This window comes from Bacillus sp. KICET-3, from assembly GCF_033261025.1.
Taxonomy (GTDB): Bacteria; Bacillota; Bacilli; order Bacillales; family Bacillaceae; genus Bacillus; species Bacillus sonorensis.
The window spans coordinates 486,944-501,746 of record NZ_CP137345.1 but is presented as its reverse complement, the minus strand read 5'-3'; the positions used below and the strand labels follow the sequence as shown (position 1 = coordinate 501,746).

16 protein-coding genes are annotated in these 14,803 nt (G+C 44.7%); 6 read left to right on the top strand and 10 right to left on the bottom strand.

Annotation, left to right across the window (positions count from 1 at the left end; genetic code table 11):
• Positions 1-2: 2 nt before the first annotated feature.
• The 4 genes from chvE to R5H20_RS02515 all read right to left on the bottom strand — a co-directional run bounded on the left by chvE (position 3) and on the right by R5H20_RS02515 (position 5,152).
• On the bottom strand, positions 3-1,082 hold the full coding sequence (chvE, locus tag R5H20_RS02530; protein WP_006638665.1) for a multiple monosaccharide ABC transporter substrate-binding protein: 1,080 nt from the start codon (positions 1,080-1,082) through the stop codon (positions 3-5).
• Between the two features lie 126 nt (positions 1,083-1,208).
• Positions 1,209-2,417, bottom strand: coding sequence for a response regulator transcription factor (locus R5H20_RS02525; RefSeq protein WP_040348446.1), 1,209 nt, complete (start codon positions 2,415-2,417; stop codon positions 1,209-1,211).
• A complete protein-coding gene (locus tag R5H20_RS02520; RefSeq protein WP_006638663.1) occupies positions 2,404-4,167 on the bottom strand; it encodes a cache domain-containing sensor histidine kinase in 1,764 nt (587 codons plus the stop codon). Before R5H20_RS02520 ends, R5H20_RS02525 begins: the two co-directional genes overlap by 14 nt.
• On the bottom strand, positions 4,160-5,152 hold the full coding sequence (locus R5H20_RS02515; RefSeq protein ID WP_006638662.1) for a substrate-binding domain-containing protein: 993 nt from the start codon (positions 5,150-5,152) through the stop codon (positions 4,160-4,162). Before R5H20_RS02515 ends, R5H20_RS02520 begins: the two co-directional genes overlap by 8 nt.
• 482 nt (positions 5,153-5,634) lie before the next feature.
• On the opposite strand from R5H20_RS02515, the gene R5H20_RS02510 reads away from it, so the two are divergent.
• The 5 genes from R5H20_RS02510 to R5H20_RS02490 all read left to right on the top strand — a co-directional run bounded on the left by R5H20_RS02510 (position 5,635) and on the right by R5H20_RS02490 (position 9,676).
• The gene (locus tag R5H20_RS02510; protein ID WP_006638661.1) at positions 5,635-6,018 is read left to right on the top strand and encodes a YwqH-like family protein; all 384 of its coding nucleotides are present in this window, start codon (positions 5,635-5,637) and stop codon (positions 6,016-6,018) included.
• Positions 6,019-6,032: 14 nt separating this feature from the next.
• On the top strand, positions 6,033-6,311 hold the full coding sequence (locus R5H20_RS02505) for a YwqI/YxiC family protein (RefSeq protein ID WP_006638660.1): 279 nt from the start codon (positions 6,033-6,035) through the stop codon (positions 6,309-6,311).
• A 16-nt stretch (positions 6,312-6,327) separates the two neighbouring features.
• Complete coding sequence (locus R5H20_RS02500) at positions 6,328-7,953, top strand: ribonuclease YeeF family protein (RefSeq protein ID WP_006638659.1); 1,626 nt, start codon at positions 6,328-6,330, stop codon at positions 7,951-7,953.
• A gap of 379 nt (positions 7,954-8,332) precedes the next feature.
• Positions 8,333-9,136, top strand: a complete 804-nt coding sequence (locus R5H20_RS02495) for a hypothetical protein (protein WP_006638657.1) — start codon at positions 8,333-8,335, stop codon at positions 9,134-9,136.
• A 93-nt stretch (positions 9,137-9,229) separates the two neighbouring features.
• Complete coding sequence (locus R5H20_RS02490) at positions 9,230-9,676, top strand: hypothetical protein (protein WP_006638656.1); 447 nt, start codon at positions 9,230-9,232, stop codon at positions 9,674-9,676.
• A 33-nt stretch (positions 9,677-9,709) separates the two neighbouring features.
• Here R5H20_RS02490 and R5H20_RS02485 read toward each other — a convergent pair whose 3' ends face one another.
• The 4 genes from R5H20_RS02485 to R5H20_RS02470 are packed head-to-tail and all read right to left on the bottom strand — an operon-like array spanning position 9,710 to position 12,434.
• Entirely contained in the window at positions 9,710-10,168 is a 459-nt protein-coding gene (locus tag R5H20_RS02485; RefSeq protein WP_006638655.1) for a pyridoxamine 5'-phosphate oxidase family protein, read from the bottom strand.
• A 14-nt stretch (positions 10,169-10,182) separates the two neighbouring features.
• A complete protein-coding gene (locus R5H20_RS02480) occupies positions 10,183-10,410 on the bottom strand; it encodes a non-oxidative hydroxyarylic acid decarboxylases subunit D (protein ID WP_006638654.1) in 228 nt (75 codons plus the stop codon).
• A 19-nt stretch (positions 10,411-10,429) separates the two neighbouring features.
• A complete protein-coding gene (locus R5H20_RS02475; RefSeq protein WP_006638653.1) occupies positions 10,430-11,851 on the bottom strand; it encodes a non-oxidative hydroxyarylic acid decarboxylases subunit C in 1,422 nt (473 codons plus the stop codon).
• A 13-nt stretch (positions 11,852-11,864) separates the two neighbouring features.
• Entirely contained in the window at positions 11,865-12,434 is a 570-nt protein-coding gene (locus R5H20_RS02470; RefSeq protein WP_006638652.1) for a non-oxidative hydroxyarylic acid decarboxylases subunit B, read from the bottom strand.
• 126 nt (positions 12,435-12,560) lie between these two features.
• Between R5H20_RS02470 and R5H20_RS02465 the strand changes: the two genes are divergently transcribed.
• Positions 12,561-13,433, top strand: coding sequence for a LysR family transcriptional regulator (locus tag R5H20_RS02465; RefSeq protein ID WP_006638651.1), 873 nt, complete (start codon positions 12,561-12,563; stop codon positions 13,431-13,433).
• Positions 13,434-13,614: 181 nt separating this feature from the next.
• Here R5H20_RS02465 and R5H20_RS02460 read toward each other — a convergent pair whose 3' ends face one another.
• Together R5H20_RS02460 and R5H20_RS02455 are read right to left on the bottom strand one after the other, a co-directional pair.
• Positions 13,615-14,238: an FMN-binding negative transcriptional regulator gene (locus tag R5H20_RS02460; RefSeq protein ID WP_006638650.1), complete on the bottom strand. Its 624-nt coding sequence runs from the start codon at positions 14,236-14,238 to the stop codon at positions 13,615-13,617.
• A 24-nt stretch (positions 14,239-14,262) separates the two neighbouring features.
• A complete protein-coding gene (locus R5H20_RS02455; protein WP_006638649.1) occupies positions 14,263-14,781 on the bottom strand; it encodes a spermidine/spermine N(1)-acetyltransferase in 519 nt (172 codons plus the stop codon).
• Between the last annotated feature and the right edge of the window lie 22 nt (positions 14,782-14,803).

The following is a 14,803-nucleotide window of genomic DNA, read 5'->3' as shown; positions in this document are numbered from 1 at the left end:
CATCACTTCCCTAATTCCGATTCTTTGTAATAGCCGCTGTCGACCAAAACCTTTTGATAGTTTTCTTTATCAACGACGACCGGCTCAAGCAAATAAGACGGGACGACTTTTTCCCCGTTGTCATATGTCTTTGTGTCATTAACCTCGGCTTTTTTGCCCTTTAAGACAGATGTCGTCATCTCAACGGCTTTTTTCGCCAGTTCTCTCGTATCTTTAAAGATCGTTGACGTCTGTTCGCCTTTTATGATCGAATTGACGGAAGCAAGCTCCGCATCCTGCCCGGTGATGACAGGCAGCGGCTTTTTATCCGTTCCATAGCCGGCTCCCTTTAATGAGGAAATGATTCCGATGCTGATGCCGTCATATGGTGAAAGCACCGCATCAAGCTTCGCCTTTGTATAATGGGCGCTTAGCAGATTGTCCATGCGCGATTGCGCGGTCGCGCCGTCCCATCTCAATGTCGCCCCTTGTTCAAAAGAGGTCTGGCCGCTTAAGACTTTCAGTTTTCCGGAATCGATGTAGGGCTTCAATACAGACATTGCCCCGTCAAAGAAATAATGCGCATTGTTATCATCGGGCGACCCGGCAAACAGCTCGATGTTAAACGGCCCTTTTTTGTCTTTTAAACCAAGCTTTTCTTCAATATATTTCCCCTGGAGCTGACCGACCTTATGATTATCAAATGTCGCATAATAGTCGACATGCTTGCTGTTCATAAGCAGCCTGTCGTAAGAAATAACCTTGATATCCTGTTTATTCGCTTTTTCAAGGACATCTGTCAGCGCTTCCCCGTCAATTGAAGCAATGACGAGCACATTGACACCTTTTGTTATCATGTTTTCGATTTGCGATACCTGGTTCTCGACTACATCTTCCGCATATTGAAGATCTGTTTTATACCCGAGTTTTTCAAATTCTTTCACCATATACTTTCCGTCATACACCCAGCGTTCCGATGATTTTGTCGGCATTGAAATTCCGACGTAGCCTTTTTCTCCCCCTCCGCTCGCCTGATTGCCCGAGCAGGCGGAAACCATTAAACAAAGCAGCAGTGCAGCGATCAACAGCCAGCTTTTCTTCACGCTTAATATCCCCCTTTTCATTTCTCCCATCGTGAATCAAGCCAACTGTACCACTTCTGATCGTTTTTCGTCTTTTGAATTAATTAACTATTTTTATAAAAATCAGACTTTTTTAAAGCGCTTACATTACAATTTTCCACCTGTCCGTTCAATTGTCGACATGCGGCGGTACTGATTCGGTGATGCTCCCATCGTTTTTTTAAATACGGTGCTGAAATAGTGCTGTGTATCATAGCCCGTCTGTTCAGCGATATCATGGATCGGCAAAGCCGTTGTCTTCAAAAGATGCACCGCTTTTTGCATGCGCATTTCCGTCAGCAGCTGAATAAATGTCACTCCGAGCTCACGCTTCATCATCCGGCTCAAATAGACAGGCGACACTTGCAGGGCATCGGCCGTCTGCTTTAAGGAAAATGACCGTTCAGCAAAATGCTTTTGCATATATTCCCTGGCCCGGGCCACAACCGGTGATACGTCTAACGCCTGCGCGGCCTTTTTTCTGCAAAATTGATAGGCTTGAGGTACGGTTTGCCCCGTCTCCGCAAGATTTACGAAGCAGAAAGTAACACCAGTCTGCAGTTCGGCCCGCATCTCATCTCTAAACGCCTGCTGCTCTGCTTCTGTCAAAACGCGCCACAAGCAAATGCCGATCAGATGTTCATCACCAGAAAAAACCGCTTTTTCAGGCTCTTCTTCGAAAAACCGTTCAGCCTTTTCTTTTACACGATCCGCCGTGGGCGACTTGAGCGACAAAGTCCCAGTGCCGACAACGCCGAGCATATCGGGCATCCGCGCCGGAAGCTGAAGACATTCGAGCTGCTGGTGCACATCCTCATCCCGGACCCGGCCGTGAATCCAATTGTTAAAAAAATGCACTTTGAGTAGGCCGAGATTGTGCTGAATATGGCGTTCTGCGAGTATTTGCTCGCGCTGCTTCTGTTTTTCACTTGCAAGCGAGCTGCTGATGTTTCTCAGCACTTTGTCGAGCTGGCCGGGCTCCACAGGCTTGAGCAAATAGTCATCGACCTGAAGGCGGATCGCTTCCTGGGCGTATGAAAACTGATCATAGCCCGTCACAATAACAAACCGGCAGCGAGGCAGCGCCTGGCGCAGTTTTTTCATCAGATTCAATCCATTCACGATCGGCATGTTCAAATCGACGATCAATAAATCGATCGAATGTTGAAGGGCAAGCTCAAACGCTTCTTCTCCATTTTCCGCTTCAGCCGACACCTCCATATAATAACGCTCCCATGAAACGGCATCCCGTATTCCCTCCCTGATCCAGGGCTCATCATCGGCGATCAGCACACGCCATTTGTCATTCAATTGCATCCACTCCTTTTTTTAAAATCGGCAGACGAATCGTGACGGCGGTTCCGGCTCCTTTTTGGCTTTCAACCGTTAAACCGTATGCCTCCCCAAATGTGAGGGCAATCCGTTCATGAACATTGATCATGCCGTAGCCTTCTGTGCTTTCCCGCTTTTTCAATTGATCGGAAATTTGTGCTAATGCATCCCCGTCCATTCCGGCTCCGTCATCTTCAACGCGTATGATCAGACAGCCGTCTGTTTCCTTTCCGGTGATCGTGATATGCCCAGGGCCCTTCTGTTCTTTAATCCCGTGATAAATCGCGTTTTCTACAATGGGCTGAAGGACGAGCTTGAGAATCAAGCGCTCTTCCCCAATGGCTGGGGCCACAATCTCATAATTGAGCTTATCGCGGTATCTCGCTTTTTGGATTGTCAAATAGTTTTCTACATGTTCGAACTCATCTGATAAAGGAATGATGTCCCTGCCTTTGCTTAAGGAGATGCGAAACAGCTTTGATAAAGCCTGTACCAGATCCGTGACCTCATGGGCTCCCTTTTTTCTCGCCATCCAGTTGATCGTATCCAGCGTGTTATAGAGAAAATGGGGGTTGATTTGTGCCTGCAGCGCTCTCAATTCCGCCTCTCTTTTTTGCCGCTCCTGTTTTTCGGTTAATGACATCAGCTCCTTGATTCTGAGCATCAAGCTGTTGAAGCTCCTTCCCAAAAGCCCGATCTCATCCTGTCTGTCCTCTTGGTAAAGCGTTGAAAAATCGCCGCCTTCCGCTTTCTGCATAAAAGAGTTCAGCTTCAAAATCGGCTTTGACATCGAATGGGATAAATAATAGGAAGCGGTCATCCCCAGAAAAGCCGCCGCCAATAAAAACAGCATCACATATAAGTGGATTTCCTTCACCTCGCTGACCGGTTCACCCGCCTTAAACACACCGACTGTCGTCCAGTTTGTAAAAGCGGACGTCTCATAGATAAGCTGATATTCCTCCCCCTTGATCCGCTTTGAAAAAGCCCCGGAGCTTTTTTTCTGAAACCACCGCTTCGGTAAAAACAGCTCTGAAGCTTCAGGCAAATAAATATTCCCGCCATTCTCATCCATGATCAGCAAATAGCCCGTTTTTCCCAACCGGATATGTTTCGTCGCTTCAGCCAGCACCCTCAGCTTCAGATCGATTAATATCACGCCTTTAACACGCTGTGTGTCCGGATCGATCACGGCTTTGACCGCTGATACGACTTCATCTTCCCTGTAGTGCACATGGTTTCTGATATTCCGGTTGACGGGTTTACCGATCATTTTGAAAATCCCTTCATTTTTTACAGCCTCTTGATACCACGGCTCCTTTGTCAAATCTGTCTGCGTCCGTTCATACATCTCATTGCTGATCATGTCCCCTTTGTCATTTACAACGAGAATGCCTGCCGCCTCAGAGTATAAAGAAGTAAGCCCCTGCAAAAATGACCGCCGTTTGTAATCCGCTTCACCGTCATCTGTCTTGTGATCAAAAAACGCTTCCATTTCTTCATTCATTGAAATCAAATATGTCAGGTTCTGCATGTGGCTGACATAGACTTCCGTCGTTTTATTCACTTCACCGATCAATTGCAGCGTATGATCGATCACCTGTTTTTCGATAATGTTTTCAACCGCCCATCCCGACAGAACACCCAGACCGATCGACGGCAGCATGCTGATCAACAGCAGAAGGCTGATCAGTTTATAGCGGATCGGCGCGTTGTTGATAGAGCGTTTAATCATTCGCATAGTAGGCTTCCACATTTTCCTTTGTGATGATCGTAATTCCTGTATCGATTGAAGACGGGAGTGGGCGCGGTTTTTTCAAATGATGGTTTGAGAAAAACAGCATATGCAGCGACCAGTAGCCCATCTGCCATGTGTCCTGGCCGAGGGTGGCGGCAATCGATCCGTCTGTAATCCCGTCAAGTGTTTTTTTATCTTTATCAAACCCGATGATGTTCACTTTTCCTTTTAATCCGGCCGTTTCCACAGCCTGTGCCACTCCGCTCGCACCATTCGCTTCAGTCGTGAAAATTCCCTTGATGCGCGGGTTTTGCTTCAATAGCGCTTCAGCTGCTTTTTTCGAAGTGAGTTCATCCCCTTTGCCGTCCAGAACAGCCGAAACCTTCATATTCGGATAGCTTTGCTCAATCGTTTTCCGAAATCCTTTCGTCCTTTCCTGATGATTGTATTGATTCGGCTGGGTGATGACGGCCGTTTCCCCTTTTCCCTCCAAAAATTTGGCCATTTCCCGGGCGGCGGCTGCGCCGGCTTCCCTGTTATTGGTGCCGATGTATGTCGAAGCATTGCTGAGGGGCGCGTCTGAGTCAAATAAAACGACCGGAATCCCCTGCTCGCGCGCCTTATCGATAACAGGGTTCAGCGCCTCGGGATCAATCGCCGAAACGGCAATCCCCGCTGGTTTTTTGGCGATGACCTGCTCCAGCACGGTCGTTTGTTCATGGGCATCATAATGAGCCGCACCGCGGTATTCGACTGATACATTGAAAAGCTGTGCAGCATCTTCAAAGCCTTTCAAACCGCTTTTCCAGTATTCAATCCCGGACTGAAATGTCACCATCACATACTTTTCCGACAGACTCCCTGCTAAAGGCCCGCTTTCCTCCCCTTCGTTTGAACCGGCTTTTTCACTGTGTGAATAATCGTAAACATATACAAAAAACAAACAAAGCATGACCGCATACAAAGCCAACAGCTTTTTCATCTTCCTCCCCCAGTTGATCAGGAACATGACAGCGGTTTCCAATCATCAATAACTACGTATTTTCCAACAAATATTCAATAGCGTTCAGTTGCGGCAATTGACAGGAAACTCGTCCCGTCCCCTTTTTTCATCACAAATAGACAATGATCCCCCTTGTGCATATGAAATACCTAAACTATTTGACATTTCGTGTGAAAAACCTTGTTCGGCCATTTTTTTCTTAACATAACCTTAAATTTCTCGAAAAAGTAAATAAATATCATAACGGAAGAACTAGGCCTATAGATCTATCCATTAGTTGATCGAGAGCATATTGCTTTTTATTTTCAGCTTTTCCATATTCCACGCGATTTTAAGGGTTATAGTAACGGTTCATTTTTCCTATTCACCTTATTTATACCATGTAGTAACATTAAAATGGTCCTTTTCCGAACAATTACAGGTATGCCATTTGAATCAAATTCATCAGGAGGTGGCAGATCATGATCTGGGAAAAAACGAAACTATTTACAATGCAAGGCATGCTCAATGCCAAAGAAGAAGAACTGAAACAGTTAAAACATTGCAAAACTGACTTAGAACACATACAAAGGGAATTCAGCGATTCGAAAGGCAGCATGAAAAAGCCGGAACTATCATCGACAACGTGGCAGGGCAGCCTTGCCGATTCTTTTAAAAACGTCAGAAATGATATGAAATCAGACTATGATGATATTTGCGGGAAGCAATTTGATGATCTGTTCAAAAAATTAAACGAGCGCATCAACTCTTTAAAGAATGACATCCACTCGCTCGGCCAAGATATCAGCTCACTTCACAAAAAGATTGAGAAACTGGAAAAAGAAGCGAAAAAAGCTCACCACTAAAGGAGTCTGAAAACATGAGCCAAGAAATCAAAGTCAAAACAGGTGAAGTCAAACAAGCACTCTCAAAACTGAAACACTCGGCCTCCGCGATCAACCCGGCCGTTCCGACGGACATCAAAGGCCAAAATAAGCTCGATGTCGTCGACAAAATCGAAGACATGAACAAAGACTTAAAAAAGCTGACAACGGCCTATGCTTCGGCACTCTCAAAACAAATCGTCCAAACCGAATCAGCCGTAGAGATGATGAAAGATACAGACAAAAAACTGGCATCATCGATGAAAGCAAAATAGAAGGAAGGGAATCGCATTGAAAACATTAGATGTTCAGACGTTTCAAAACGGCCTTGACAAAACGCTCTCCGAATTGAAAAATCAGAAAGACGACATTTCAAAAGTCAAACAAAGCGTCAAAGGCATCACCTCTCTCGACGATGCTTTAAAAGGCTCAGGCGGCGAAGCGATCCGTTCCTTCTACGAAGAGTGCCACACCACTTTTCTTCTTTTTTATGAATCTTTTATCTCAGACTATAAAGGAATTTTAGAAAAGACGAAAAGCGCCCTTCACTCCCTCGAACCGAACCATAACGGCTTCATCTCACAGAGCTTTCTCGAAAATGAACTCCATGACGGCGTCAGCCAGGCCGAATCATTGACAGCCAAATTGACGGCAAAAGCCAATCAGACAGCCGCCACGGTCAGCCACATTGTCGATCTGCCTGATCTCGACGATTCCGCTGTCAACGAAAACGCAAAAAAAGCCAAAAGGCAAATCAGCGAAACGCTCGAAAAGCTCCACACCTTCGACCGCGAACAAACAAACGCGTTAAAAGCGGCAAGGCAGGATCTCGATACGATGAAGCAGTATGTCGAGCAGCTGGAGAAGATGTATACGGGGCCGAAGATCGAGATTCAGGATTATCAGAGCGGGTCGATATTGGAGCCGCAAGACGATTCAACAATCAATCAAGCTTCCGGCGGCTTGCAAAGCGGTGTGCAGAACACCGGTAAAACGCCAATGGAGAAAATGCTTGGACGATTGGAAGAAAAAGCGGAAGCGTCATTAAAGAAAACCGATAAACAAGATAAAGACAAAACGAGTACAGCACACGAAATCCTTAGTTATTTTGAAACAATCGGAGAACCGTTAGATGTCGGCGATAAAGCCTTATTAGGGTATCACGCAGCAAATGCAACAGCATCAATCGCCTGGACGCGAAAGTTAAAAATTTATTATCAAGGAGGAAAACCGACTAAGTGGCAACGAATTAAAGGGGAATATAAATTCCAGGTCATGACACATCGCTCTTGGACTTCTCAAGGGGATCACAGTTCTAGAGTAGCGAGAACCATTAAAAATATCTCTAACTCCAATCCTAGCAACCCATTACTGAAAAAAGCGCAAAAATTTGTCGCTTCTTATGATAGTCCTTCCATGCTATTTAAACATGCTGTTGGTTTTCCTAAAAATCAGCACAGTTTTATAGATGGAAAAGAGTTTCGCGGAAGAATTGCATCAAGGACAGCAGCAGGGACAGCTGATATAATGGAATCTGCAGCTAAAGCTAAAGGACTTGCAAAAATAGGAGAAAGAATCCCAGTGGTCGGTAATGCTATTGCTGTTGGATCTAATTTAACAGAATTCACAGATCCTGATAATTCCGACAAAACTGCTGTGGAGAAAACCGGGCGCTTTATAACAGGTACAATGACAGATATTGGTGCTGTAACTGTTGGTGCTGAAGTTGGAGCCACAATTGGGAGTGTCGGTGGTCCTGTAGGAGTAATAGTAGGGGGAGCAATAGGTGGAGTAGTCGGCGCTGTAGCAAGTTCCCAGTATGGGGATGCACTTAAAGATGTTGGTGAGAAAGTTGCTGGATCGATTGAAAATGGAGTAAAGAGTGGTCTTAATTCTATTAAAAAATGGTTTAGCTAAGCAGGAGGGATTATGACACCCGAAATTTTTGTTGAATATTCAGAATATGCGTTATGCGCTATTTTAGGCGCTCAATTTGGTTACGGATTATTACTATTAATACTTGGAAACTTAATGATAAATAATTATGAACGTGGAACATTTGAAATACCTTCAAACTTGTTCAAAAAGATTGTTAATTTTTATACTGGTCTCTTTTTCGGTGCTAGTTACTTTGTATACAAACGACTATACAAGTATAACTGGTTCCTGAGAAAACTATATTTTTCCCTCTACCTTCTGGGGAGCGGTATTTTAAGTATCATCATTTTCTATATTTTATCTTTTATCCTTCACTTCATTTTCAAGGTTTAAGTTTATAAACAAGGATGTGAAAACAATGAAACATCTCATCACATGTACATCAGAAGAGCTTGCACTTTTAGTAGGGTTATGCGACTACCCTGGTGTTGGAAAAGGAATTCTTGAATCATCGCTAGGAAAAAAATCAAGAAAAGAATGGGACGCAATTGCAGCCGCAACCGTCAACCAGCTCATTTTAAAACAATACTGGAACGAAGAAAAAAGCGCCAAGGATGAAAATCCTTTAAGCGAAGAGATGCAGAAGTTCATCGTTTCCTACGTGAATTCAGAACAAATGATCCGCTGTTCCAATCTTGATAATAAAAACACTTTAATGCTTCACCATTTTGAAAATGAAACATGGCTTTTCCATATGATTGACCGCGACATCATCCACGAGTTTGCGTATGCCGACGAGCAGGAAATTGCCGAGCTGATGAAAGACTATTACCACTTTTCAGCTGACGAAGAGCATGTCCCTTTAAAACTGCGTCTTTCAGATAAGTGCTTTGACTGGCTGAGTAATAAAGACATGACAGAAAAGGTTAGGAAGAAAAGTTCTTTTTCACCGGAGGAAGAACATAGCTTTAATCAGCTGATAGCAGATCTTGAAGCAAACCAATGGTCGCTACACAATATCTCACATTTTTACATCCCAAGCTTAGAAGATGGGCCATTCTTGCAAAATATCGTCTTCTTCATTCCATCTGCCCGCGGCGTTTGGGTTGCTCAGTATGATGAACACAATGAAAAACCTGTACATATTTCATTAAAAACACTTGAACAATGGAACCAATTATTAAAAGGGCTTGAGTATACAGTATCATTTCAAAATACATAATGCAGCAATGCGAGAATGAATAATTTCAAAGCATCTCATCCCCGGGATGCTTTCTCTTATGCAAAAATCTCATTCAGGACTGGAGAGATAAAAATGTCCAATTTTTTTCAGAAACCGAGAAACAAAGCGATCTTTGGCATCTACCTGTTTTTCGTATGCGGTTCCCTTATCACCATTCCCCTTAACCCTGACATGGGCTGGGGGGAAAAACTGTTTATGATCTGTTTTAATATCATTTCGGCAACGATATTCGCGTTTATCATTTATATCTTGCTAAATAAATTGATGAAACATGAAGACCGCAAACATCCGTCTGATCCCGCCAGAAATGGGATCAACCAAGTGATTTGGATGAAATACAGAAAGCCGCTTATCCTGTTTTTTTATTTTGGCAGTCTTTTTGCCGTCTGCACCGCTGTCTTTCTGATGCCGATGTATACCGTTGCCGAAAAGCTCGTGATCCTTTTGATCGCAATTGTTTTGATCACAATAGCTTGCATCCTGGCCTACAAAGTGACGAATAAAATGCTGCAGAAATAATGGAAAGGACCATGGTTCGCCATGGTCCTTTCTTCATTTCCTTAATTCTTCAAGCGTCTCTTCCCACCGCTTGATAACCGCCTCTTCATCCTTTAATTCAATTTGAATCCCTGATATGATGTCAGCGTATTTCGCAATGTCTTCCCGGGTCGATTCGACGGTGCCGGAGAACCGTGCTCTCGGGTGTTTCGCACCTTTTAATTCGGGCAGTTCGGATAGGGACAGCCTGACATAATGGGCTTTGCCTTTCCAGCATGTGACAAGCATCGCCCGGCCTGTGCGGACGATATTTGCCGTTGTTGTGGTGCCTTTCCAGAGAGCCAGGCGGATATCGGTTCCGTTCAGGGCAATGATTTCGCCGGCGCTGATCATGGCCGTGTGGGGCCATCCGTCTTCTGTGACGGTTTGGAGCATCATCGCTTCGTGCCGTTTAGAAGCGAGGTTTTTGCCGTTCAGCAGCTCCAGCAGTTCGCTTGATATTTGAAGTGGCATGTCGGACACCGCCTTTAGTTTTTTCGTTTCGGAACCGCCGGTACTTGGACGGCGGTTTCAACTTCGGCCGGATCGATTTTAAATGATGGATTGTATTTTTCCGGGTTTGTGATCGTATCCGGTTCAGACGATCTCCAAGTGAAAAAGCAATGCTGGCATTGGTAGGCTTCCCATGCACCTTCTACTGGAGACTTGCTGACGGTTTCCGCTTTTTTCGAATCACAGCGTGGACATGTATGCATATTGAAACACTCTCCTATCTTATCGATTTAATAGATCCATTAATCTCTTTTCCCATTCCTTCGTATTGACTGGGGAATCAAGCGGCTGTGAATAGTGTCCTCTTGTTTCCGGTGCAACAGGTGTTGTGGCGTCCAAGATCATTTTGTGGGTAATACCCGCAGGTTCAGAACCTGGATCAAGCGCCAGAACAGATAAATCCGGGATGATGACTGCATCGTGTTTTGGATGCATTTTCGTTGATAGCGCCCACATGACCTGCGGGAGGTTAAACGGATCGACGTCTTCGTCAACGACGATCACCATTTTGCAGTAGCCGAGGCCGTGCGGGGTTGTCAGCGCGCGCATGCCGACTGCTTTGGCGAATCCGCCGTAACGGCTTTTCGTTGAGACAATGGCGATCAAACCGTGGGTATACATCGCGTTTACTGCGACAATTTCATTCGGATATGCTTCTTTTAGCTGCTGGTAAAGCGGCACGCATGTATTAATGCCGACCATATAGTCAACCTCAGTCCAAGGCATGCCTAAATAAAGATGTTCAAAAATCGGGTTGTTGCGGTGGCAGACGCGCTTGATTTTGATGATCGGCATGCTGCGTCCGCCTGAATAGTGGCCGGTAAACTCGCCGAACGGACCTTCATACTCGCGTTCGCCCGCCAGGATTTCACCTTCGAGCACCACTTCCGCTCCCCACGGGATGTCTAAATCGGACAGTTTTGATTTGACGATTTTATAAGGTTCGCCTTGCAATGCGCCTGCCATTTCGTATTCTGATTGATCGTATAATAGCGGTGTGGACGCCGCCGTTGTAATGACCGGTTCACAGCCGAGCGCGATGGAGACAGGCAGGTTTTCGCCGCGTTCTTCAGCCTGGCGCAAGTGGATCGCAATGTCATGCTGAGGGACGGGCTGAATGCCGAGGCGGTCTTTTCCTTTTACCTGCAATCTGTACATGCCGACGTTTTGCTTGCCGAAGTGATCCGGATCCTCGACGTCTCTGGAAATGACGCACGCCTTGTCTAAATAAAAACCGCCGTCGCCCTGATTGATACGGAAGAGCGGCAGTATGTCAAACAGATTGATGTCTTCTGTGATTTCGTTTTCGTGAAACGGCGCCGTCGCCTCTCTTTGCACTTTGACAGGAAACTGATCATAGCGGCGGGCAAATTCAAAGAATTGTTCTTTGACGGGCGTGTCTTTTGGAAGGCCGAGCATTAACGCGTGGTTCGGCCAGGAGCCGATGACATTCAGCGCGATTTGGGCATTGTTGTAGCCGTAAATGTTGTTGAATAAAAGAGCGGGCGACTTGTCTCCGAGGTTGTTTGCGGCGCGCGCGGCGGCTCCCAAATCGGGTTCCGGTTTCACCTCTTCCTGAACTTCAAGAAGCTGTCCTTCTTGTTTTAATGAGTTTAAAAAATCTCTAAAGTCTTGATAAGCCATTCTTTCATCCTCCTTATTTTTCCTGTTTCATTCCTTCCCAGCGCTTCGCTTCCGATAGATGGATGCCAAACTGGTCCAGCGTGCGGAATACGATATGGTCGACCATTTCGGTCAGATTTTGGGGATGGTTATAAAAAGCCGGCATGGGCGGGAGAATCATCGCACCCATTTTGGTCAGCTCAAGCATGTTTTCGAGATGAATCTGGTTGAGCGGGGTTTCCCTTGTTAGCAGAACGAGTTTTTTCCGTTCCTTTAGCATGACATCCGCCGAACGGGTCAAAAGATTGTCCGCCAAACCTGTACGGATGCCGGCCAATGTTTTCATACTGCACGGTGCCACAATCATTCCGTCTGTTTGAAAGGAACCGCTTGAAATACGGGCAGCCTGGTCTTTATGGGAATACGTAAAAGACGCGAGCGCTTCTAAATCTTTTATGGTGTATCCCGTTTCATGCCGGATGGTTGCGCCAGCCCACGGAGAGATGACAAGATGCGTCTCAACGCCGGCTGTATTCAGCCACTCCAGCATCCGCACGCCAAAGATAGCGCCGGTCGCGCCCGTGATTCCGACAATGATCTTCATATGCGTCCTCCTTTCTCTTCTGTGATGCCTCCAACTCAAATGATACGCCTCTATTTACCATATTGAAAATATCTATTATATCTATATATAATACCTTTAAGGTATATAAGGAGAGTGCTGCCGAAAATGGATATCCGTCAGTTAAAATACTTTGTCACGATTGCGGAGGAAGGAAAAATTACAGCGGCGGCAAAGCAGCTTCATATCGCCCAGCCGCCGCTTTCCAGACAGTTGAAGCAGTTGGAGGAAGAACTCGGAGTCGTATTGTTCGACCGCAACAAGAAGAAGAATCTGACGCTGACCTATGAAGGGGAAGTCTTTTATAAAAGGGCGAAAGACATTTTGCATAAACTGAGGGATTCGATTCTCGAAGTGCAGGAATTGCGTGAGGAAGTCGCCGGAACGCTCGCCGTCGGCTCAACGATCTACTGTGCCGCGCTTTTATTGTCAAAGGTGTCGCAGATCAGAGAGAAGCATCCCAACCTGATGTTTAACATTTGGGAAGGGGAGCCCTCACGGCTCCACAAACTGCTGGAGAACCGGCAGATTGACGCCGCCATTACGACAACGCCTTTTTACAGCAAAAACATCGAATCGAAAAGTCTTCCCGACATCCCCTGCAAGCTTGTCCTTCCGGGGAATCAATCATACGGCCTCAGCGGAGATGCCGACATGAAAGAAATTTCAGAACTGCCGTTAATCCTCCTCAGGCCGTCACACGGAAAAGGAATATACGACAAGGTTATCGAAGCTTTTCAAAAATCAGGCGCAGAGCCGAAGGTCGTCTGTGAGTGCCATGACTCAACAACGCTGCTCAGCCTCGTCACCTCGGGGTTTGGAGCCACGATTCTGCCTTTATCAATGCTTCCCGAGCATTTTGCCCGTTACGTTCAGACGTTGGAGATCAAGGACAACCCGTTTATTTTGACGCCGTCGGTCGTCTGGCGGGCCAACAGCTTTTTGCAGAAGCCTGTGAAGGAGTTTTTGGCTTTGTTTTAAGGACAATTAGTTAAGGTCTGTATCGTAGATTAGCGAGTAATCATTGATACAGGCTTTTTTTGAAAATTTCTCTTCAACTAAGGCATCCGTTACTTTAAGTACAATCTGAAGAGAAGCCGCCAATATGACAGCTCCGTTCCGTTCTTTAGTTCTTGCATCTGAGGGTTGAATAAAAGTGGGCTTATATTTGATTTTTTAATCTTTTTTCCATCAGCTCTGCCATTTGTTTCGAATTTGGATTTCCTTCATTTCGTAATTGATCAATGATGTTAATATAATCCGTTTCATTTCGGTTCTGACTTAACTTATATGCAGCCTGAATTTCTCCCACCTTAATCTTAAATCCAACAATACCTTTCAGTTGACTTTCTAAGAGTTGAGGAGAAAGTTGATCCCATAAAATCGGATTTTCTCGATGTTTTTCGTATTTTTCCATCATCATTGTTAATTCTGCTATTAATTCATCTTTCTCTAAAATGCTTGCTTTACCATATACATGGACGGCTTGATAATTCCATGTTGGAACATCTTCATGCCCATACCAAGAAGAAGAAATGTAAGCGTGCGGTCCCTGAAACATAACAAGCACATCTTCACAGGTTTCAAATGTTCTCCACTGGGGATTTCCATAAGCCATATGCCCGGTGAAATAGTAATCATCACCTTTTTTATGTAATCCCAAGGGCAAATGAGTGGCAATTGGTTTCCCTTGTTCTGTCGTGACAATCGTGCCAAAAGAGTTGTCTTGTATAAAATCCCAAATTTCATCAGCATTTGTGACCTTATAATATTTTGGAATATACATCATTATCCCCTCCCCTAAAAAAAGTTATATGATTGTTTTGGTCATGATAAAGTCTGTTTGTTCTTCATCACCCATATAAAAAGAGTGGGCTCCGGTTTGAACAAACCCCATTTTCTTATAAAAAGCAATAGCATTTTCGTTTTTTTCCCATACACCCAGCCAGATTTTCTTTTTATTCAGTTCCAGCGCAATTTCCTCAGCTTTATTTAGCAGATACTTACCAAGCCCATGTTTTTGAAATTTGTTCTTGATATAAATCCTCTCGATTTCAAGTGATTCATCACCCATTTTTTCAGACTGAGCATGATCGGTGTTGACCTTTAAATATCCAGCGGCTTCATTATTAAAATAAACAAAAAAGAATTGCGAAGAAATATTGGATAATTCTTTTTCTAATTGTTGTAAGTTAAAAGCCTTTTCTAAATAGGCATTCATATTTTCAGGTGAATTCTGATGCTTAAATGTCTCATTAAATGTTTCACAACTAATTTCTTGAAGTTTGCGTAAGTCTTTAAGGGTACACTTTTTTATATTTATAGTCATTTAAATATGTCACTCCTTATAA

Bases quoted from the DNA above. Each gene is read 5' to 3' on its own strand.
- R5H20_RS02485 (WP_006638655.1), bottom strand. From the start codon at position 10,168: ATGCCACTTCAAATATCAAGCGAACTGCTGGAGCTGCTGAACGGCAAA.
- R5H20_RS02465 (WP_006638651.1), top strand. From the start codon at position 12,561: ATGGATATCCGTCAGTTAAAATACTTTGTCACGATTGCGGAGGAAGGA.
- R5H20_RS02505 (WP_006638660.1), top strand. From the start codon at position 6,033: ATGAGCCAAGAAATCAAAGTCAAAACAGGTGAAGTCAAACAAGCACTC.
- R5H20_RS02525 (WP_040348446.1), bottom strand. From the start codon at position 2,417: ATGCAATTGAATGACAAATGGCGTGTGCTGATCGCCGATGATGAGCCC.
- R5H20_RS02460 (WP_006638650.1), bottom strand. From the start codon at position 14,238: ATGTATATTCCAAAATATTATAAGGTCACAAATGCTGATGAAATTTGG.
- R5H20_RS02470 (WP_006638652.1), bottom strand. From the start codon at position 12,434: ATGAAGATCATTGTCGGAATCACGGGCGCGACCGGCGCTATCTTTGGC.
- R5H20_RS02490 (WP_006638656.1), top strand. From the start codon at position 9,230: ATGTCCAATTTTTTTCAGAAACCGAGAAACAAAGCGATCTTTGGCATC.
- R5H20_RS02475 (WP_006638653.1), bottom strand. From the start codon at position 11,851: ATGGCTTATCAAGACTTTAGAGATTTTTTAAACTCATTAAAACAAGAA.
- R5H20_RS02455 (WP_006638649.1), bottom strand. From the start codon at position 14,781: ATGACTATAAATATAAAAAAGTGTACCCTTAAAGACTTACGCAAACTT.
- R5H20_RS02510 (WP_006638661.1), top strand. From the start codon at position 5,635: ATGATCTGGGAAAAAACGAAACTATTTACAATGCAAGGCATGCTCAAT.
- R5H20_RS02520 (WP_006638663.1), bottom strand. From the start codon at position 4,167: ATGATTAAACGCTCTATCAACAACGCGCCGATCCGCTATAAACTGATC.
- R5H20_RS02515 (WP_006638662.1), bottom strand. From the start codon at position 5,152: ATGAAAAAGCTGTTGGCTTTGTATGCGGTCATGCTTTGTTTGTTTTTT.
- R5H20_RS02495 (WP_006638657.1), top strand. From the start codon at position 8,333: ATGAAACATCTCATCACATGTACATCAGAAGAGCTTGCACTTTTAGTA.
- R5H20_RS02480 (WP_006638654.1), bottom strand. From the start codon at position 10,410: ATGCATACATGTCCACGCTGTGATTCGAAAAAAGCGGAAACCGTCAGC.